We start from the raw sequence: 19,698 nt of genomic DNA, 5'->3' as shown, positions 1-19,698 counted from the left end.
CGATGGACCGATTTAAGAACGAACTGAATGCGCTGGTGAACCGCGGCATGGACAGGCATTTGCGCCTCGCGGTTACCGGCCTGAGCCGCAGTGGTAAAACCGCGTTTATCACGGCGCTGGTCAATCAACTTCTTACCCTGCATGCTGGTGCGCGATTGCCGCTGTTGAGCGCTGTGCGCGAAGAACGGTTGCTGGGCGTGAAACGCGTCCCCCAGCGCGACTTTGGCATTCCCCGTTTCACCTACGATGAAGGGCTGGCCCAGCTTTATGGAATGCCGCCTGCCTGGCCGACGCCAACGCGCGGGGTCAGCGAGATTCGTCTGGCACTGCGTTTCCGCTCGAATGATTCGCTTCTGCGCCATTTCAAAGAGACCTCCACGCTCTATCTGGAAATTGTCGATTATCCCGGCGAATGGCTGCTGGATTTACCGATGCTGGCGCAGGACTACCTGAGCTGGTCGCGGCAGATGACAGGGCTGTTACAGGGGCAACGCGAGGCGTGGTCGCAAAAATGGCGCGCGTTGTGCGCCGATCTTGATCCACTTGCGCCAGCCGATGAGAACCGTCTGGCGGAGATTGCTGCGGCATGGACGGACTATCTGCATCAGTGCAAACGTGAAGGTCTGCATTTTATTCAGCCAGGGCGCTTTGTTCTACCGGGCGATATGGCGGGCGCACCCGCGTTGCAATTCTTCCCATGGCCGGATGTCGATGGCGAGACGAAACTGGCGCAGGCCGATAAACACACCAATGCCGGGATGCTGCGCGAGCGCTACAACTATTACTGTGAGCATGTGGTGAAGGGCTTCTACAAACATCACTTTTTGAAGTTCGATCGCCAGATTGTGCTGGTGGATTGTCTGCAACCGCTGAACAACGGCCCGCAAGCGTTCAATGATATGCGGCTGGCACTGACCCAACTGATGCAAAGTTTCCATTATGGCCAGCGCACGCTGTTCCGCCGTCTGTTTTCGCCAGTGATCGATAAATTGCTGTTTGCTGCCACCAAATCCGACCATGTGACACTCGATCAGCACGCCAATATGGTGTCGTTGCTGCAACAGCTAATTCAGGATGCCTGGCAGAATGCGGCCTTTGAAGGTATCAGCATGGATTGCATGGGGCTGGCATCGGTACAGGCCACGCAGAGCGGCATCATTGAGGTTAATGGCGAGAAAATCCCGGCCTTGCGCGGGCATCGTCTGAGTGACGGTACGCCATTAACCTTTTATCCGGGCGAAGTGCCCGCGCGACTGCCGGGGCAGGCGTTCTGGGATAAACAGGGTTTCAGTTTCGAAGCTTTTCGTCCGCAGGCGATGGATGTGGATACGCCGCTACCGCATATTCGCCTCGACGCCGCGCTGGAGTTTTTAATTGGAGATAAATTGCGATGAGCGAGCCGCTAAAGCCAAGAATCGATTTCGCCGGGCCGCTGGAAGCAGAAACCGACGTGCAGTTTAAAGGCGCGCAAACTTTTGACGCGCATCAGGCGGAGAAATTCTCGCCACTCATCGCTGACGATTTGCCTGCTGAGGGGCAGGCGGAAGCTGTAGTGGAATCCGTGCTGCGCCCGAAGCGCAGCCTGTGGCGCAAAATGGTCAGCGCCGGGCTGGCGTTGTTTGGCGTGAGCATTATCGGTCAGGGTGTGCAATGGACGATGAACGCCTGGCAGACCCAGGACTGGGTCGCGCTCGGCGGCTGTGCGGCTGGCGCGCTGATCATCGGCGCTGGTGTTGGTTCGGTCGCCAGTGAATGGCGGCGGCTCTGGCATTTGCGGCAGCGAGCACAGGAGCGCGATGAGGCCCGTGATTTGCTGCACAGTCATGCCACAGGGAAAGGCCGCGCGTTTTGCGAAAAACTGGCACAACAGGCTGGCATTGATCATGCACATCCGGCAATGCAGCGTTGGTATGCCGCCATTCACGAAACGCAAAGCGATCGTGAAATTGTCAGCCTCTACGCTCACCTGGTACAACCGGTGCTGGATGCGCAGGCCCGGCGTGAAATCAGCCGCTCGGCGGCCGAATCCACATTGATGATCGCGGTCAGCCCGCTGGCGCTGGTGGATATGGCGTTTATTGCCTGGCGCAATCTACGGCTGATCAATCGCATCGCCACGCTTTATGGTATCGAACTGGGTTATTACAGTCGCTTACGGTTGTTCCGCCTGGTACTGCTGAATATTGCCTTTGCCGGTGCCAGCGAACTGGTACGCGAAGTGGGGATGGACTGGGTATCACAGGATCTTGCGGCGCGGCTTTCTGCACGCGCCGCACAGGGAATTGGCGCCGGGCTGCTGACGGCGCGTCTGGGAATTAAGGCAATGGAATTGTGCCGCCCTTTGCCGTGGCTGGATGACGATAAACCCCGGCTCGGCGATTTTCGTCGCCAGTTGATTAGCCAACTCAAAGAGACCTTGCAAAAGCGGCCTGCGGAATAAAAAACAGCGTTGCGCGCTTATCTTTACAGCGTAATGCCGCTATTTCCGGCAGGCTGTCAATATTTCTTGACAGACATCTTCCTGCCAGCAAGGAAGTGTCTTATCATCCTTTTATTACGTGAATGAAAAGGGTGGTTATTCCCATGCGTCTTGAAGTCTTTTGCGAGGATCGTCTTGGTCTGGCACGTGAATTGCTCGATTTACTGGTGCTGCGCGGTATTGATTTGCGCGGTATTGAAATTGACCCGGTCGGGCGCATTTACCTCAATTTCGCCGCGCTTCAGTTCGATACATTCAGTAGCCTGATGGCAGAAATTCGCCGTATTCCCGGCGTTACTGACGTTCGTACCGTATTGTGGATGCCTTCTGAACGTGAGCACCGCGCCCTTAGCGCACTGCTGGAAGCACTGCCGGAGCCGGTACTGTCGCTGGACATGAAAAGTAAAATTGAGCTGGCGAACCCGGCCAGTTGCCAGCTTTTCACGCAGGATATCGACAAATTACGCAACCACAATGCTGCGCAACTGATCCCCGGTTTTAACTTTCAGCGCTGGCTGGAGGGGAACCCGCATAACTCCCATAGCGAACATGTGGTGATCGGCGGACAAAACTTCCTGATGGAAATTACCCCGGTTCATCTGGAAGGGGAAACCGGCGAACCAATGCTGACCGGTGCTGTTGTTATGCTGCGTTCCACCGTGCGCATGGGGCGGCAGTTACAGAATATCAGTCCACAGGATATCAGCGCCTTCAGCCAGATTGTTGCTGCCAGCCAGAAGATGAAGCATGTTGTCGAGCAGGCACGCAAACTGGCGACGCTGACGGCACCGCTGTTGATTACCGGCGATACCGGCACAGGGAAAGATTTGCTGGCGCATGCCTGTCACCTTGCCAGCCCGCGAGCGATGAAGCCATATCTGGCGCTGAACTGTGCATCGATCCCGGAAGAATCGGTCGAGAGCGAACTTTTCGGTCATGCGCCGGAAGGGAAAAAAGGCTTTTTTGAACAGGCTAACGGCGGCTCGGTGCTGCTGGATGAAATTGGCGAAATGTCTCCGCGTATGCAGGTCAAACTGCTGCGTTTCCTCAACGATGGTACCTTCCGCCGCGTTGGTGAAGATCATGAAGTGCATGTTGATGTCAGAGTGATTTGCGCCACGCAACGTAATCTGGTGGAGCTGGTACAAAAGGGGTTATTTCGCGAGGATCTCTATTATCGTCTGAATGTCCTGACACTAAATTTGCCGCCGCTGCGCGAACGTCCGCAGGACATCATGCCGCTGACGGAACTGTTTGTCGCCCGTTTCGCCGATGAGCAGGGCGTACCGCGGCCGAAATTATCGCAGGATTTACCGCCGTTGCTAAACCGCTATAGCTGGCCGGGCAACGTCCGTCAGTTGAAAAACGCCATTTATCGGGCATTAACGCAACTGGAAGGTTATGAACTGCGCGCGCAGGATATTATGTTGCCGGATTACGATGCGGCAGCGGTGGTGGTAGATGAGGATGCAATGGAAGGTTCGCTGGATGAGATCACCAGCCGTTTTGAACGTTCGGTACTGACGCAACTTTATCGCAACTACCCCAGTACGCGTAAACTGGCGCGCAGGCTTGGTGTATCGCACACGGCGATTGCCAATAAGTTGCGGGAATATGGTTTAAGCCAGAAGAAAAGTGAAGAGTAAAGAAAACCCGGCAGCGTGCGCTGCCGGGCTGAAATATCAAGCTTTCAGTACGTCAAGTGCCGCGGTGTAATCCGGCTCAGTGGTAATTTCATTGACCAACTGGCTGAAGATAACCTTATCGTTTTCATCAAGCACCACAACAGCGCGTGCTGCCAGACCTTTCAGTGCGCCTTCAGAAATACCCACGCCGTAGCTTTCCAGGAAATCAGCGTTACGCAGCGTTGATAGCGTAACCACATTGCTCAGGCCTTCTGCGCCACAGAAGCGGGATTGCGCAAACGGCAGATCGGCAGAAATGCATAACACCACGGTGTTGTTAATTTCAGTTGCTAACTGATTGAATTTGCGCACAGAAGCTGCACACACACCGGTATCAATGCTCGGGAAAATGTTCAGGACTTTGCGTTTGCCCGAGAACTGAGAGAGAGAGACGTCAGACAGGTCTTTAGCCACAAGCGTAAACGGTTTGGCTTGTGCGCCAACCTGCGGGATTGCGCCTGCAACGGCAACCGGATTGCCCTGAAAATGAACGAGTTGTGACATAATATTTTCCTGTTTACATATAATTAACGTCGTGGCTAGTGTATGCCATCCGCTGAGATCACGGCAAACCAATTTTCATATCTATACTGGTTTACATTGCGGCAGAGGAGAGAGGAATGCGCAACGTTAAAGTTTACGAGGAAACCTGGCCGCTGCACACTCCGTTCGTGATCTCGCGCAGCGCCCGTAGCGAAGCTCGCGTGGTGGTGGTTGAACTGGAAGAAGATGGCATTAAAGCCTCGGGTGAATGTACACCGTATCCGCGTTACGGTGAGAGCGAAGCGTCAGTCATGGCGCAGATACTGACTATTGTGCCGCAACTGGAAAACAGACTCAGCCGCGAGGAACTGCAAACCCTCTTGCCGCCCGGTGCTGCGCGAAACGCTGTGGATTCTGCGCTCTGGGATCTGGCAGCGCGCAAAGCGAACCAGACCCTGACACATTATGCAGGCGTTACATTGCCGCAAAGCATCACCACGGCGCAGACTGTGGTGATCGGCACACCGGAGCAGATGGCGGCCAGCGCGGCGGCGCTCAGCGAGAAGGGCGCTCAGTTGCTGAAAGTGAAGCTTGACGATCACTTGATCAGTGAGCGGCTGGTGGCGATCCGCTCCGCAGCGCCCGCTGCGACACTGATTGTTGATGCTAACGAGTCCTGGCATGCCGAAGGTCTTGCGGCGCGCTGCCAGCTACTGGCGGATTTAGGCGTGGCGATGCTGGAACAACCGCTTCCGGCCGGGGACGATGAGATGCTGGCCAACTTTATCCACCCGTTGCCTATTTGCGCTGATGAGAGTTGCCATACGCGGGAAAGTCTGGCGTCATTGCATGGGCGTTATGAGATGGTCAACATTAAGCTGGATAAAACCGGCGGTCTGACGGAAGCGCTGGCCCTGGCCGACGAGGCCGCAAAGCAGGGTTTTGCGCTGATGTTGGGCTGCATGATCTGCACGTCCCGCGCCATCAGCGCGGCATTACCGTTGGCAAACCGTGTGCGCTACGCCGATTTGGATGGCCCGACGTGGCTGGCGGTGGACGTCGAACCGGCGCTGCACTTTACTACCGGCACACTTCATCTTTGAGGATCCCAGTGTAGTAATTCTGTCACCGCCGCGAGGTACTTTTCGCTCGCTTCGTCGGTGGAGATCGGCGGAAACTCAACGGTGATGCAGTGCAGACCGATATCCGCGCACCAGCTTCCAAAAGAGCCGGGCGTGTCGTAACCGACACTGGTGACCAGCGGCAGAGATAACGCGCTGGACAACCAGTGGCCAAGCACACTTTCCTGCGGATCTTCCACACATGCCAGCGGATCATGGAACGTCACGACCCATGCCGGGTGAATGCGATGAATCAACTGGCACAATGCCTGCGTTTCCGGTTCTGAACCGGGCGCATCACCGGTCAGTAGCACCACATCCCGTTCATCGGCGGCGCTGTTCCAGCGGTAAACCGTTTCACCTGCTTTCCAGTTGGCAGCGGGAAAATTCCGGTTGAGATCGACGCCATTGGCGTTCGCGCGTAGTCCAAGCTGGCAACCGTCCGGATTGACCGCCAGGATCACATGATGATGGCGCAGATCGGCCTTCAGCGTGCGCAAGGCGCAGGAAAGCGTGACGATCGAGGAATTTTCGTCGCCGTGCGTCCCGGCGATGATCAAACCGCTTTCGCGCGTGGCGACTGGTGCCGGGAACCAGATCAGCGGTGCGCCAAGCAGTGAGCGGCCATACTCTTCACTTCCGGGGGCAAAACGACCCCGCTGCGGACGTGGACGGGTGAAAGTCATAAGCTTCCTCTGTTCTGGTGTTTGCTTACAGCAAGTGTTGAGCAAAAAATCGGTGCGAGGCTAATCTTGCCACGGGGGTTAAATTACTGTCCATCATCAATTTTTTGACTGACCACGTTTGCATTCCGCTATGTTAAAACAAATAATTACATTTCTATTGCCGGGAAATGACATATCAAAAGGGGATCCTATGACGCATCAAGTCTCCACGCTGTGCTGCGCGCTCTGGCTGTGCGGTTTTTCTTCTGCATCGTTTGCTGCTGACGTTCCTCCAGGCACGCAACTGGCGGAAACGCAGGAAGTTGTGCGTCATCTGAAAGACGAACCTGCTTCGCTGGATCCAGCGAAAGCCGTTGGACTACCGGAAATTCAGGTACTGCGCGACCTGTTCGAAGGACTGGTGAATCAGGACGAGAAGGGCAACATTATTCCCGGCGTCGCCAGCAAATGGCAGAGCAATGATAACCGCATTTGGATTTTTACCCTGCGCGACAATGCCCGCTGGTCTGATGGATCTCCGGTAACCGCAGAGGATTTCGTTTATAGCTGGCAGCGTCTGGTGGATCCGAAAACGACCTCGCCTTTTGCCAGCTTTGCGGCGCTGGCGGGTGTGGCCAATGCGCAGGATATTACCGGAGGTAAAGCGACACCGGATAAGCTTGGCGTCAGCGCGGTGGATGCGCACACATTGCGGGTGCAACTTTCCCGCCCCGTACCGTGGTTCCCGAGTCTTGCGGCCAGTTTCGCGTTCTATCCAGTACAAAAAGCGAACGTTGAGAGCGGCGCACAGTGGACACGTCCGGGTCAGCTGGTCGGTAACGGCGCGTTTGTGCTGAGCGATCGTGTGGTGAACGAAAAGTTGGTGCTCAACCGCAACAAGCATTACTGGGATGACGGCAAAACCGTGATCGATAAGGTGACGTTTATACCCATCAACCAGGAGTCTGCTGCCACCAAACGTTATCTGGCGAATGGTGTCGACATTACCGAATCTTTCCCGAAAAACCTTTATCAGAAATTGTTGAAAGATATCCCGGGGCAGGTCTACACGCCGCCGCAATTGGGCACTTATTACTACGCATTTAATACGCAAAAAGGCCCAACGTCCGATCCCCGCGTACGCCTGGCGCTGAGTATGACCATTGACCGTCGGGTGATAGCGCAAAAAGTGCTGGGTACCGGCGAGAAACCCGCATGGCGGTTAACGCCGGATGTGACCGCAGGTTTCACCCCGGAACGTTCACCATTTGAATCGATGAGTCAGGCAGAGCTGGACGCGCAGGCGAAAATGCTGTTGCAGGCGGCAGGCTACGGCCCGCAGCGGCCACTTAAACTTCGGTTGCTGTATAACAGTTCGGAAAATCATCAGAAGATTGCTATCGCGGTGGCCTCAATGTGGCGACAGAGCCTGGGCGCTGATGTGACGTTGCAAAACCAGGAGTGGAAAACCTATGTCGACAGCCGTAACAGCGGCAATTTTGATGTGATCCGCGCCTCATGGGTCGGGGATTACAACGAACCATCCACGTTTCTGTCGATACTGACATCGGGAAGCAGCAGCAATATTTCGCGCTTCAATGATGAAAGCTATGACAAAGTTATTACACAGGCGGCGCAGGAAGCCAGCGCTAAGGTGCGGAATAGGGATTACAACGCGGCGGAGCATCTCATTGCCGAAAAAGCGCCGATTGCGCCGATTTATCAGTACACCAATGGGCGCTTGATTAAGCCGTGGCTGAAGGGGTACCCGATTAACAACCCGGAAGATGTGGCATACAGCCGCACGTTATACATTATTAAGCATTGATAAAAAAATCCCCTTACGTCACGGGAAGTAAGGGGAAACTCATTGATTACGGAATAATCCCTGTCTTAGCAGGAATGTTAAAAATTTTACTTAAGGAATGTGAAGGCACTATGAAGGAAATGTGGAACATCACGAAAATGTGAATGACCGTTCTCGGTGTGGCTCTTTTTTGTATGGCCGTCCAGAGTGGCATTTTTCACGGGTAAACCCGGCTCTTTTACGATTATGGTCAAAAAACAGGCAGTATTGGGTGATATAATAGTCGGGTGTTTACTACCTCAGAGGACATTATGGAGACTGAATTAGACCCGACCCAACTGGCTATCGAATATCTGCGTCGCGATCGTAGCGCGATGACACCAGCCGAGTACCTCAAAAAACTCAAACGACTCCGGCTGGAGTTTGCGGATCTGCTGACGCTATCGCATACAGAATTGAAAGAAGAGATCTATTTTGCCTGGCGGTTGGGCATTCATTAATGCCGTAATCACGACACAGCGCCCGAAAGAGGGCGCTTTTTTTGCCTCCGTTCAGGCAGCCTGCACCCGGTTACGGCCGTTATTTTTTGCGCGATAAAGCGCTTCATCAACGCGACGGAACAGGGTATCGAGGCTTTCATTTGGCAAATGGTGCGCAACGCCGATACTCACAGTAACGCCAGGCAGACCGGGCATGGCGATATTCGCTATTGCCATGCGGATGGCTTCCGCCTCGTCCAGGGCGGCATCCAGGCGGGTATCCGGCAACAACAGTAAAAACTCTTCGCCGCCCCAGCGAAAGACATAATCACCACTGTGGCTGTTGGCTTCCAGCGTATGTGCAAGTTCGACCAGCACTTCATCCCCGCACTGATGACCGAAATGATCGTTAATATGTTTGAAGTGATCCGCATCGACCAGCATGACGCAAAAATCGATCACGGTTGGCAGAACATATTCTGCCAGATGATAAAACTGACGGCGGTTCAAAAGCCCGGTGAGGGTATCGCGGTGCGCAGCGTATTCCAGCTCCTGCTCAAGCCGCTTCTGTTCGTTAATATCATGAACAATGCATAACATAAGCCGTTTGCCGTATATCTCAACTGGCCCAGAGTAGGTTTGTACATGTCGCGTTGAGCCATCAGCCAACCGATGAATAAAATTGAGCGGCTTATGCCCACCGGGCAGATTGGCGATTTCTGACATTACCGGCAAGACATTGCGCCCCATGGTGTTAATTTCCCATGTGTGTTTCTGGCACATTTTTTTATGATCGTAACCATAAAAGCGCAGAGCGGCGAGATTGGCATCCACGATCAGGCCATCGCGGGCGGGATCGATAAGCAGCATTGGGGCTGATGTCGTATAGAAAAAACGGGCGTAGAAGCCTTGCTTGCGCGACCGGTAAATGGATGAACGGCTGGCCTTGAGCGCGGCGGCAGTAGTGCTACCGGAAATGCCTTCGAAAATGAGCACTTCGCCGACAGTTTCAAGCTTGCACAGAACGGCACGGCAACTGATCGTACTCTCTTCACCGAAAGGGCAAATACTCCAGATTTCGACCACATCTTCCTGATTTTGCAGGCAGGGTAAATACATTGAGAGACTTTTTTGTGCAACGGCAGAAAAGCGGCCACTGCGCATTGCATTCAATGAACGACCCGCAGCCAGCTTCTGCGCCTGTGTGTTAGAAAATAGCAACGTTTCCGTGTCAGGAGAGACCACCCAAACTGGCGTGGCGAGGAGATTCAGCGCATCCAGGTTATATTTAAGCATGGCTACTCCATTTATCGCGCAGATTGCAATGTCACCGCTCACTAAACGTTGCGGCAATTTACTAACTTTATTGCAACCCACTTGAAATGTAGAGTCTTATGCAGGTTTTTTTTGTGACGGCTCTGAACATTCCAGTGACAACGAAAGGATTATGTTTAACCAGTGCTGAAATCTTCTCGACTGGTTACGGATGGGCAAACAGAAGGCCCTGTAAAATAAGCACAGCCCATCAGGCAGAGTCCATATTGATGAGCAACACATTCTGTTCTGCTCAATGTGCAGTTTCCCGGCGGCATGTCGGCAACACACGTCGGTAACTGCGCGAAAGTGGCGGTTTGGCGTAATCAGGAAAATGACTGACACTCCTTCTGAAGATATCCGCACTGAATAACAAGGGCCGGGGAAACGGGTTATTAATGTGCAGTTTGCGTGAATTTGTTAACAAATTCAGCGTGATGGTTGCTTAAGATTTTCATCCAGCTAGACTGACAGCAATACCTTGCTGATTTTGGAGGCGCTGTGGAAGTATTAAAAGGCTCCGGGGTGAATGTCCCGGATGCAGTTTTTGCCTTGCGGCTGGATGGAAAAGGCGGCGTTAAGCCGCTCGAAGACGATGACATTATTACTGAGCAAACACCGTGCTGGGTGCATCTGAATTACACCAATCGGGAGAGTGCGCAGTGGCTGGCCTCAACACCATTGCTGCCGAACAGCGTCCGTGATGCGCTTTCCGGCGAAAGTACGCGTCCGCGTGTCAACCGGCTGGGTGAGGGAACACTAATTACGCTGCGCTGTATTAACGGTAGTACCGATGAACGCCCTGACCAGCTAGTGGCCATGCGGTTATATATGGATTCACAGATGATTGTCTCCACGCGTCTGCGTAAAGTCATGGCGCTGGATGATGTGTTCAGGGATCTGGAAGAGGGATCCGGTCCGACGGATAGCGGATCCTGGCTGGTGGATGTTTGCGATGCATTGACCGATCACGCCAGCGAATTTATTGAATCATTGCACGACCGGATTATCGATCTGGAAGATAACCTGCTTGAGCAGCAAATCCCGCAGCGGGGAATTCTGGCGTTGCTGCGCAAACAGTTAATCGTTATGCGCCGTTATATGGCACCGCAGCGGGATGTCTTTTCCCGGCTTGCCAGTGAGCGTCTGGCGTGGATGAGCGACGATCAGCGCCGTCGGATGCAGGATATCGCCGATCGCCTTGGGCGCGGCCTGGATGAGATCGATGCCTGTATTGCGCGTACGGCAGTGATGACGGATGAGATTACCCAGGTGATGCAGGAGTCGCTGGCACGACGCACTTATACCATGTCGTTGATGGCAATGGTCTTTCTGCCCAGTACCTTTCTTACCGGCTTGTTTGGCGTCAATCTGGGCGGCATTCCAGGAGGTGGCTGGCAATTCGGTTTTTGGATCTTCTGCGTGATGTTGGTGGTACTCATTGGCAGTGTTGCATGGTGGTTGCATCGTAGTAACTGGCTGTAAAATTTAACTTTTTTAACATTCTTTGAACATAAAAACGCCAAATAATTTGAGCGAGGTCAATAAACATAATACCTATTCAGGGCAATATTTCTCTCGCAGGTGAATGCAACGTCAAGCGATGGGCGTTGCGCTCCATATTGTCTTACTTCCTTTTTTGAATTACTGCATAGCACAATTGATTCGTACGACGCCGACTTAATGAGTCGGCTTTTTTTTGCCTCTTTTTTACCTGCGTCTACCCTTAACAAGGTATCTCACGTAAAGGAGGCGATGATGGATACACGTAATTCCTCACATCTAAGCGATCCGGTTCCGACCGATCCGATTCCGATTCCGATTCCCGATCCTATCCCACATCCGCAACCGATGCCGGACCCGCCGCCGGATGAAGAACCCATTAAGATGTCGCGTAAACAGGGCAGATCTGAGAGGATACGCGCCTGCTGATCTCAGCCCTTTTATTGCGAGACTTTATTGTGACCGCTTTTTCAACCTTAAATGCTTTGCCCGCCGCCCAGCTCGAGAATCTTAACGATCTGGGCTATCTCTCCATGACTCCCGTCCAGGCCGCTGCACTGCCTGCCATTCTCGCCGGAAAAGATGTCCGCGTGCAGGCAAAAACAGGTAGTGGTAAAACAGCGGCGTTTGGGTTGGGCTTATTGCAACATATTGATGCCAGCCGTTTTCAGACGCAGTCCCTTATTTTATGTCCGACGCGTGAGCTGGCCGATCAGGTCGCCAGCGAGTTACGTCGTCTGGCGCGCTATATGCCCAATATCAAAGTACTGACGCTCTGCGGTGGCCAGCCTTTTGGCACGCAGCGCGATTCATTACAACATGCGCCACACATTATTGTTGCCACGCCGGGGCGTTTGCTCGATCACCTGCAAAAAAACACCGTCACCCTAGATAGTCTGCAAACGCTGGTCATGGACGAAGCCGATCGTATGCTCGACATGGGATTCAGCGAGGCGATTGATGATGTTACCCGTTTTGCTCCAGCCTCACGGCAGACCTTGCTGTTTTCAGCAACCTGGCCGGAAGCGATTGCCGCCATAAGCGGCCGCGTTCAGCGCGATCCGGAAACCATTGAAATCGATAGCGTCGATGCGTTGCCCGCCGTTGAACAGCAGTTCTTTGAGGTATCCCGTCAAGGCAAAGCCGCACTATTGCAAAAGCTCTTAAGCGAGCACCGTCCTGCTTCTTGCGTAGTGTTCTGTAATACCAAAAAAGATTGTCAGGAAGTGTGCGATGCGCTAAACGCCGCAGGGCAGGACGCACTGGCACTGCATGGCGATCTGGAACAGCGCGACCGCGATCAAACGCTGGTACGTTTTGCCAACGGCAGTGCGCGAGTGCTGGTGGCGACCGATGTCGCTGCTCGCGGTCTCGACATTAAATCGCTGGAGCTGGTGGTGAACTACGAGCTGGCATGGGATCCGGAAGTACACGTACACCGTATCGGACGCACTGCGCGCGCGGGTAATAGCGGTCTGGCAATCAGTTTCTGTGCGCCGGAAGAGGCGCAGCGCGCCAATATTCTCGCGGAAATGCTGCAACTGAAGCTGAACTGGTGCAACGCACCGGCTAACGTCAAAGTGGTGCCGCTGGAAGCGGAAATGGCCACGCTGTGCATCGATGGTGGTAAAAAAGCCAAAATCCGTCCTGGGGATGTGCTGGGCGCGCTAACCGGAAATATGGGGCTGGATGGCGCAGACATCGGTAAAATCACCGTACATCCGGCGCATGTTTATGTCGCTGTTCGTCAGAGCGTGGCACGTCAGGCGTGGAAGCAGTTACAGAACGGGAAGATTAAAGGTAAAAGCTGCCGCGTAAGGCTGTTGTAAAACCAGCCTCTCTGCACGCAGCAGAGAGGCTGTGATTTATTTCACTTCAATGACATTAAGACGCAGTTCATCGAGCTGCGCGTCATCTTCTTCCGGCTGCCAGCCAGCCGGTTGCAACGGGATCTCTTCACGGTCGAACGCCAGATCGCCGCCGTTGATCACTTCCGAACCGTGCGTAATGGCTTTAAAATCAAAGAGATTGACGTCACTAAGATGTGACGGTACCACGTTTTGCATGGCACTGAACATGGTTTCGATGCGACCCGGATAACGTTTGTCCCAGTCACGTAGCATATCGGCAATCACCTGGCGTTGCAGGTTCGGTTGCGAACCGCACAGGTTGCACGGAATGATCGGGAAACCTTTCGCTTGTGAAAAACGCTCAATATCTTTTTCACGGCAGTAAGCCAGCGGGCGGATCACTATATGTTTGCCGTCATCGCTCATCAGCTTCGGCGGCATGCCTTTCATTTTTCCGCCGTAGAACATATTCAAAAACAGCGTTTGCAGAATGTCATCACGATGGTGGCCAAGCGCAATCTTGGTCGCGCCCAGTTCGCTCGCTGTACGATAGAGGATCCCGCGACGCAGGCGGGAACAGAGAGAGCAGGTGGTTTTGCCTTCCGGGATCTTCTCTTTCACGATGCCGTAAGTGTTCTCTTCCACGATTTTGTACTCAACGCCAAGCGAATCCAGGTACTGCGGAAGAATATGTTCCGGGAAGCCCGGTTGTTTCTGGTCGAGGTTGACCGCCACCAGCGAAAAATTGACCGGTGCGCTCTGTTGCAGGTTGCGCAGAATTTCCAGCATCGTGTAGCTGTCTTTGCCGCCGGAAAGACAGACCATAATGCGGTCGCCTTCTTCAATCATATTGAAGTCGGCAATGGCTTCGCCAACGTTACGACGCAGACGTTTTTGTAGCTTGTTGAGGTTGTACTGCTCTTTCTTTGTAATCTCTTGTTTCTCGGTCATTATTTCTTTTCTCTGGAAGCATCGGGAGCACGACGTGGGCAAACCAAATCCACAAGGGAAAGCCGATCATTCCCTGTGACAGCCATTACCCCTGTCTATACACCATAAGCAATTTGCGCGTTTTTATGCCCCATCCGGCTGGCAATAAAATACAGATTAGCGCCAGCACTCAAAAGCCAGCAGGCAAAAGTATGCGCGTATGGTACGGATTCCGGCGACGAATGCCAGCGTGTTTTACGAGCGCATTTCATCTCGCCCTTGTACAGGATAAAGAATGATGCGGGAAATGCAGCTTTTGCCGCTGAACCAATGGACGAAATTCGCGATGAAGTTACGGGATGATGTCGCATATTGTTCGCTCCTTGTCGCCAGGGAAAACCGATTATTAACGCAGCCTGCGAAGGGTGCCATGCGAAATCCGGGCGTTTAAAAAGCCACCGGCGCTAACCGGTAGCTTTTAGGCAGTTCGTTTATTCTGTCGGGCTTTTCTCTGTTTTTCCGGCCAGTTGCGCGAGGAAGTCATAGCGCTTTTGCAGGTCGGCGGCAGCATCTTTCCACAGTTGTTCTGCCACTTCTGGCTGCTGCACATTCAGACGACGGAAGCGCTGTTCATTGAGCAGGGTTTCCGCCAGCGCGTCAGACGGCGGACGAGAATCCAGCGCCAGCGGGATTTTACCTTCCTCTTCGCGGCGGGGGTCGTAACGATAGAGCGGCCAGAAGCCAGTGGCGGTCAACTGACGCATTTGATCGTGGCTCAGCGCCAGGTCGTAGCCATGTTCTTCGCACGGACTGTAAGCGATGATCAGCGATGGGCCCGGATAGGCTTCCGCTTCCTGAATGGCTTTCACGGTCTGGTTCAACTGTGCACCAAGGGAAATCTGCGCCACATAAACATGTCCGTACATCATCATGCTGACGCCCAGATCTTTGCGTGTTTTACGTTTACCATGTTCGCCAAATTTGGTCACTGCACCCAGCGGCGTGGCTTTTGATGCCTGGCCGCCGGTGTTGGAGTAGCACTGGGTATCAAGCACCAGAATATTGACGTTTTCGCTCAGACTCATCACATGATCCAACCCTCCGAAACCAATGTCATAGGCCCAGCCATCGCCGCCAATCAGCCAGATCGATTTCTCAACCAGCGCATCGGCATCGGTCAGAAGTTGCCGCGCACCCTCAACATTGGCCAGCGCGTTGCGCAATCCGACAACTTGTTCGCGGCGAACGTCCGGCGTGGCCTCCTGATGAAGTGCAGCAAACAGTTCTGTCGGAATATGGTCGGCAAATTGATTCAGCAGACGCATCACGCGCTGGCGGTGCTGATCGACACTGAGACGGAAGCCCAGACCAAACTCGGCGTTATCTTCAAACAGCGAGTTCGCCCACGCTGGACCGCGCCCGTTGGCGTCTGTGGTATAGGGCGTTGAAGGCAGATTACCGCCGTAAATGGATGAACACCCGGTGGCATTGGCAATCATCATCCGATCACCATACAACTGGGTCAGCAGTTTAATGTACGGCGTTTCACCGCAACCGGAACACGCGCCGGAATATTCAAACAGCGGGGTGATCAGTTGCGAAGTACGGATATCAATGCGTTCCAGCGTGCTGCGGTCGATCTCCGGCAGGCTGAGGAAGAAGTCATAATTCACTTTCTCTTCTTCCACATGTTCAAGGCGCGACATCATATTGATGGCCTTAATGTCCGGGTTCTGACGATCTTTTGCCGGGCAGACTTCAACACACAGGTTACAGCCGGTGCAATCTTCCGGCGCGACCTGTAAGACATATTTCTGTCCGCGCATATCACGGGATTTCACGTCCAGTGAATGGAGCGTATCGGGAGCGTGTTCCATCGCCGCCGGAGAAACCACTTTTGCGCGGATCGCCGAATGCGGGCAGGCGGCGACACAATGGTTACACTGGGTACAGAGATCTTCTTTCCAGATGGGGATCTCTTCAGCAATGTTGCGTTTCTCCCAGCGAGTGGTGCCAACCGGCCAGGTGCCATCCGGTGGCAGGGCGGAGACCGGCAGCGCATCGCCAAGTCCCGCCAGCATGGCGGCGGTGACGGTTTTAACAAAATCCGGCGCCGCATCGGAAACAACCGGCGGGCGGTGCGGGCTTTGCGGGTTGACTGGCCCCAGCGGTACTTCGAACAGTGATTCTCGTGCCAGCGCCAGAGCCTGCCAGTTGCGCTCAACCAGTTCCTGCCCTTTGCTGCTGTAGCTTTTGGCGATCGCACCCTGAAGCTCAGCCAGCGCGCTGTCGCCAGGCAACACATTGGTCAGATGGAAGAACGCCATCTGCATAACGGTGTTAATACGCGCGCCGAGGCTGCATTCGCGGGCGATTTTCGCCGCGTTGACCACAAAGAAACGAGCTTTTTTCTGATTCAGCACCGCCTGAACTTCCTGCGGCAGACGCGACCACACTTCCTCTGCGCTGTAGGGCGTATTGAGAAGAAAAATACCACCCGGTTTCAGCCGTTCGGCCATTTGGTATTTATCGATAAACTGCAACTGATGGCAACCGACAAAATCCGCCTGTGAAATCAGATACGCGGAGTTTATTGGTCTTTCGCTGACGCGCAAATGTGAAACCGTGAGGCCGCCTGCTTTTTTCGAATCATAGACAAAATAACCCTGAGCGTACCACGGTGTGGAGTTACCAATAATCTTGATATTGTTTTTGGTCGCCGAGACGCTGCCATCGCTGCCCAGCCCGTAAAATAGCGCTTCCAGTATCGCATGTGACGGCAGGGTGTTTTCCGGCAGCGGCAGCGAAAGGTTAGTAACATCGTCGTAGATACCGACGGTAAAACGCGGTTTGGGGTTCGCCGTGCGCAGCTCATTGAACACCGCCAGCACGCATTCCGGGCCAAACTCTTTGGATGATAGACCGTAGCGCCCGCCAATCACACGGGGCAGGCTTTCCCGTTTTCCATGATTAAAGGCTTCCGCCAGTGCCGTCATCACATCAAGATAAAGCGGTTCTGCCTGTGCGCCCGGCTCTTTGGTGCGATCGAGCACAGCAACAGTACGCACGCTTTCCGGCAGAACTGCCAGCAGATGCGCGGCGCTAAACGGACGATAGAGGCGAACTTTCAGCACGCCGACTTTCTCGCCTCGCGTCAGCAACTCGTCAACCACCTCTTCGCAGGTACCCACCGCCGACCCCATCAGTACAATTACGCGATCGGCCTGCGGATGGCCGTAGTATTCGAACGGTTTGTAGCTACGCCCGGTGGCTTCGGCAAAATCGTTCATTGCCTGTTCGACGTGAGCGTAGACCGCGTTGTACCAGGGGTTTGTTGCCTCGCGGGACTGGAAGTAAGTGTCCGGGTTAGCCGATGTGCCGCGAATAACCGGATGCTCCGGGTTCAGCGCACGGGCGCGATGTTCGTCAATCTCCTGCTGTGGCAGCAGATTACGGATAGTGTCGTCCGCCAGCGGCGTAATCTTGTTGATTTCGTGCGAAGTACGAAAACCATCAAAAAAGTGAATGAACGGCACGCGGCTTTTCAGCGTGGCAATATGTGAAATCAGCGCGAAATCCTGTGCCTCCTGCACACTACCCGCAGCGAGCATGGCGCAGCCGGTCTGGCGCACCGCCATCACGTCGGAGTGATCACCAAAAATGGAGAGTGCATGGGTCGCTACGGTACGCGCTGCGACGTGCAATACAAAGGGCGTCAGTTGCCCGGCCAGTTTGTATAGCGTCGGGATCATCAGCAGCAGGCCCTGCGATGAGGTAAATGAGGTTGAGAGTGCCCCGGTTTGCAGTGCACCGTGGACGGCTGCAATAGCCCCGGCTTCAGACTGCATTTCAACAACGCGGGGCGTGTCGCCCCAGACATTCTTCAAGCCGTTACCAGCCCAGGCATCAGCCTGCTCAGCCATCGTTGAACTGGGTGTTATGGGATATATGGCGATAACTTCACTGGTACGAAAGGCCACTGAGGCCACTGCGCCATTACCGTCAATCGTGATCATATGGATGCTCTCATTACTTAATTATAAGGTTTACAACAAGCTTGCGCACTGACGCTTTCCATGTGGGGCTGCAGGAAGCAATTTTTAATTGATTGTGTCTGGCTGCTCACCGTGTCTTTATCAAGTATAAACAGCCAGTGAGAAGAGATACTTGATCTGATGTGCCCGGCCGGTATTTATTATGTTAATGAATTTATTGCGTTCCGGCGGATCGGGCTCAGGTTTAGCTTTCTTCATCAGTGCTATGCGTTCGAACGGTTTTTGTCTCTATCTTTCAATGCATTGCACGCCATCAGTCGATCCTTCAAACAAAAAACACATCGCCCATGTTTCTGATAACCGATTCACCGTTACGTGGCACTATCCCAGGAAAATACACTGAAATGCAGCCAGCAATTTTCCCGTAAGTAGCACTCTTTGACTTTGCCGGTGTTCATTCTGTGAGTGAGAGCGGTTACGCCGTTGCGACCAGGGCGCCTGGTACCCGCTACTGGCACCACATAGCGCGTTTGCAGGATGCAACAGATAGCAGCATAATGGTTGATTTTAGCCTCATGATAATTGCAATGTTCGCCGAAATTATCAGGATGCTCTTCTAACATTCGGCGTGGTTTTATTGTTAACGCCAGTTGTATGGCATCTCGCCTCGTGGGTTCGCATAAAATAAAGCTTGCTATAAGTTGGTATGTATGTGCCTAATGAGTGGTTGGTTTGGCCCACAGATGTAATAAAGCGGTTTAGTAAAGCAGTCCTCATCACAAGTGTTATCCATAGATAATTCTTCTTTTTGAGCCTCCTTATCGTTAATAATTTAATTCTGTGCGAAAACCCTTTTCGCCGAAAGGCTCTATGTATTGAGGAAATATTTATGTCTAACAAAATGACTGGTTTGGTAAAATGGTTTAATGAGTCCAAAGGGTTTGGTTTCATCACGCCTGACAATGGCAGCAAAGACGTATTCGTGCATTTTTCGGCCATCCAGAGCGGCGGTTTTAAGACGCTGAATGAAGGGCAAAAAGTAGAATTCACGATTGAAGATGGGCAAAAAGGCCCGTCAGCAGGGAATGTTTTCGCCATATAAATAGAACTCCCTGTCCGTCATTAGCTCAGCATGGTTAGAGCAATGCTTTATTTACAGGAAGTAGAGTCGGGGTTCGAGTCCTTGATGGCGGCCCAATTTTAACAAGATAACCCTGCCATCCTGGTGGGGTTATTTATTTTCAGCGTTTGGTTATATCTGTGCATTGCTCCTGATTCCGAGTTTCTTTATTTAAAGAATGCGTCCTGTGAATTTATTATTACGTTTCAATCCTCGTAATTGTTCATAGCTTCCTGGATACGTTTAAGTATCACATACAGCATTTTA

Annotated in this window: 15 protein-coding genes and 2 pseudogenes; 11 read left to right on the top strand and 6 right to left on the bottom strand. The window is 53.3% G+C overall.

All coding sequences use genetic code 11. The features are described 5' to 3' along the window. Positions 1-2 precede the first annotated feature (2 nt). The 3 genes from GA0061070_RS05225 to tyrR all read left to right on the top strand — a co-directional run bounded on the left by GA0061070_RS05225 (position 3) and on the right by tyrR (position 4,125). Entirely contained in the window at positions 3-1,394 is a 1,392-nt protein-coding gene (locus GA0061070_RS05225; RefSeq protein WP_090134295.1) for a YcjX family GTP-binding protein, read from the top strand. Further along, on the top strand, positions 1,391-2,440 hold the full coding sequence (locus tag GA0061070_RS05220; RefSeq protein WP_090134246.1) for a YcjF family protein: 1,050 nt from the start codon (positions 1,391-1,393) through the stop codon (positions 2,438-2,440). The genes GA0061070_RS05225 and GA0061070_RS05220 overlap by 4 nt, the downstream gene beginning before the upstream one ends. A gap of 143 nt (positions 2,441-2,583) precedes the next feature. After that, positions 2,584-4,125, top strand: a complete 1,542-nt coding sequence (tyrR, locus tag GA0061070_RS05215; RefSeq protein ID WP_090134293.1) for a transcriptional regulator TyrR — start codon at positions 2,584-2,586, stop codon at positions 4,123-4,125. Between the two features lie 36 nt (positions 4,126-4,161). Here the strand turns inward: tyrR and tpx are convergent, their stop codons facing one another. Further along, positions 4,162-4,668, bottom strand: coding sequence for a thiol peroxidase (gene tpx / locus GA0061070_RS05210; RefSeq protein ID WP_090134244.1), 507 nt, complete (start codon positions 4,666-4,668; stop codon positions 4,162-4,164). Between the two features lie 116 nt (positions 4,669-4,784). Here tpx and ycjG point away from each other — a divergent pair, with 116 nt between their 5' ends. After that, complete coding sequence (gene ycjG, locus GA0061070_RS05205) at positions 4,785-5,750, top strand: L-Ala-D/L-Glu epimerase (protein ID WP_090134242.1); 966 nt, start codon at positions 4,785-4,787, stop codon at positions 5,748-5,750. Here the strand turns inward: ycjG and mpaA are convergent. Next, positions 5,741-6,454: a murein tripeptide amidase MpaA gene (mpaA, locus tag GA0061070_RS05200; protein WP_090134240.1), complete on the bottom strand. Its 714-nt coding sequence runs from the start codon at positions 6,452-6,454 to the stop codon at positions 5,741-5,743. The two genes, ycjG and mpaA, sit on opposite strands and share 10 nt — an antisense overlap. Before the next feature lie 190 nt (positions 6,455-6,644). Here mpaA and GA0061070_RS05195 point away from each other — a divergent pair, with 190 nt between their 5' ends. After that, a complete protein-coding gene (locus GA0061070_RS05195; RefSeq protein ID WP_090134238.1) occupies positions 6,645-8,261 on the top strand; it encodes a peptide ABC transporter substrate-binding protein in 1,617 nt (538 codons plus the stop codon). 290 nt (positions 8,262-8,551) lie between these two features. Beyond that, complete coding sequence (locus tag GA0061070_RS05190) at positions 8,552-8,740, top strand: YdiH family protein (RefSeq protein WP_090134236.1); 189 nt, start codon at positions 8,552-8,554, stop codon at positions 8,738-8,740. Positions 8,741-8,791: 51 nt separating this feature from the next. On the opposite strand, the gene GA0061070_RS05185 is transcribed toward GA0061070_RS05190, so the two are convergent. Further along, on the bottom strand, positions 8,792-10,015 hold the full coding sequence (locus GA0061070_RS05185) for a sensor domain-containing diguanylate cyclase (RefSeq protein WP_090134234.1): 1,224 nt from the start codon (positions 10,013-10,015) through the stop codon (positions 8,792-8,794). Between the two features lie 519 nt (positions 10,016-10,534). On the opposite strand from GA0061070_RS05185, the gene zntB reads away from it, so the two are divergent. From zntB to dbpA, 3 genes are all read left to right on the top strand, one after another. Further along, positions 10,535-11,518, top strand: coding sequence for a zinc transporter ZntB (gene zntB / locus GA0061070_RS05180; protein ID WP_090134232.1), 984 nt, complete (start codon positions 10,535-10,537; stop codon positions 11,516-11,518). 270 nt (positions 11,519-11,788) lie between these two features. After that, on the top strand, positions 11,789-11,965 hold the full coding sequence (gene ynaL / locus GA0061070_RS25935; RefSeq protein WP_482183492.1) for a proline-rich small protein YnaL: 177 nt from the start codon (positions 11,789-11,791) through the stop codon (positions 11,963-11,965). 29 nt (positions 11,966-11,994) lie between these two features. After that, entirely contained in the window at positions 11,995-13,365 is a 1,371-nt protein-coding gene (gene dbpA / locus GA0061070_RS05170; RefSeq protein ID WP_090134289.1) for an ATP-dependent RNA helicase DbpA, read from the top strand. A 36-nt stretch (positions 13,366-13,401) separates the two neighbouring features. On the opposite strand, the gene ttcA is transcribed toward dbpA, so the two are convergent. From ttcA to nifJ, 3 genes and pseudogenes are all read right to left on the bottom strand, one after another. Beyond that, positions 13,402-14,337: a tRNA 2-thiocytidine(32) synthetase TtcA gene (gene ttcA / locus GA0061070_RS05165; protein WP_090134230.1), complete on the bottom strand. Its 936-nt coding sequence runs from the start codon at positions 14,335-14,337 to the stop codon at positions 13,402-13,404. A 98-nt stretch (positions 14,338-14,435) separates the two neighbouring features. Further along, positions 14,436-14,665 (bottom strand): annotated as a pseudogene (locus GA0061070_RS25455) (site-specific integrase); the annotation flags it as partial. 142 nt (positions 14,666-14,807) lie between these two features. Next, positions 14,808-18,332: a pyruvate:ferredoxin (flavodoxin) oxidoreductase gene (gene nifJ, locus GA0061070_RS05155; RefSeq protein ID WP_090134228.1), complete on the bottom strand. Its 3,525-nt coding sequence runs from the start codon at positions 18,330-18,332 to the stop codon at positions 14,808-14,810. A gap of 868 nt (positions 18,333-19,200) precedes the next feature. On the opposite strand from nifJ, the gene cspE reads away from it, so the two are divergent. Next, entirely contained in the window at positions 19,201-19,413 is a 213-nt protein-coding gene (gene cspE, locus GA0061070_RS05150) for a transcription antiterminator/RNA stability regulator CspE (protein ID WP_043953526.1), read from the top strand. A gap of 14 nt (positions 19,414-19,427) precedes the next feature. After that, a pseudogene (locus tag GA0061070_RS05145) lies at positions 19,428-19,508 on the top strand. The last annotated feature ends 190 nt before the right edge of the window (positions 19,509-19,698 follow it).

It is taken from the genome of Kosakonia oryziphila (genome assembly GCF_900094795.1).
Taxonomy (GTDB): Bacteria; Pseudomonadota; Gammaproteobacteria; order Enterobacterales; family Enterobacteriaceae; genus Kosakonia; species Kosakonia oryziphila.
This window is presented reverse-complemented; position numbering and strand designations above follow the sequence as displayed.

Coding starts and splice junctions, on each gene's coding strand:
- ynaL (WP_482183492.1), top strand. CDS start 11,789: ATGATGGATACACGTAATTCCTCACATCTAAGCGATCCGGTTCCGACC.
- nifJ (WP_090134228.1), bottom strand. CDS start 18,332: ATGATCACGATTGACGGTAATGGCGCAGTGGCCTCAGTGGCCTTTCGT.
- GA0061070_RS05190 (WP_090134236.1), top strand. CDS start 8,552: ATGGAGACTGAATTAGACCCGACCCAACTGGCTATCGAATATCTGCGT.
- ycjG (WP_090134242.1), top strand. CDS start 4,785: ATGCGCAACGTTAAAGTTTACGAGGAAACCTGGCCGCTGCACACTCCG.
- tyrR (WP_090134293.1), top strand. CDS start 2,584: ATGCGTCTTGAAGTCTTTTGCGAGGATCGTCTTGGTCTGGCACGTGAA.
- ttcA (WP_090134230.1), bottom strand. CDS start 14,337: ATGACCGAGAAACAAGAGATTACAAAGAAAGAGCAGTACAACCTCAAC.
- cspE (WP_043953526.1), top strand. CDS start 19,201: ATGTCTAACAAAATGACTGGTTTGGTAAAATGGTTTAATGAGTCCAAA.
- GA0061070_RS05225 (WP_090134295.1), top strand. CDS start 3: ATGGACCGATTTAAGAACGAACTGAATGCGCTGGTGAACCGCGGCATG.
- tpx (WP_090134244.1), bottom strand. CDS start 4,668: ATGTCACAACTCGTTCATTTTCAGGGCAATCCGGTTGCCGTTGCAGGC.
- GA0061070_RS05220 (WP_090134246.1), top strand. CDS start 1,391: ATGAGCGAGCCGCTAAAGCCAAGAATCGATTTCGCCGGGCCGCTGGAA.
- mpaA (WP_090134240.1), bottom strand. CDS start 6,454: ATGACTTTCACCCGTCCACGTCCGCAGCGGGGTCGTTTTGCCCCCGGA.
- GA0061070_RS05185 (WP_090134234.1), bottom strand. CDS start 10,015: ATGCTTAAATATAACCTGGATGCGCTGAATCTCCTCGCCACGCCAGTT.
- GA0061070_RS05195 (WP_090134238.1), top strand. CDS start 6,645: ATGACGCATCAAGTCTCCACGCTGTGCTGCGCGCTCTGGCTGTGCGGT.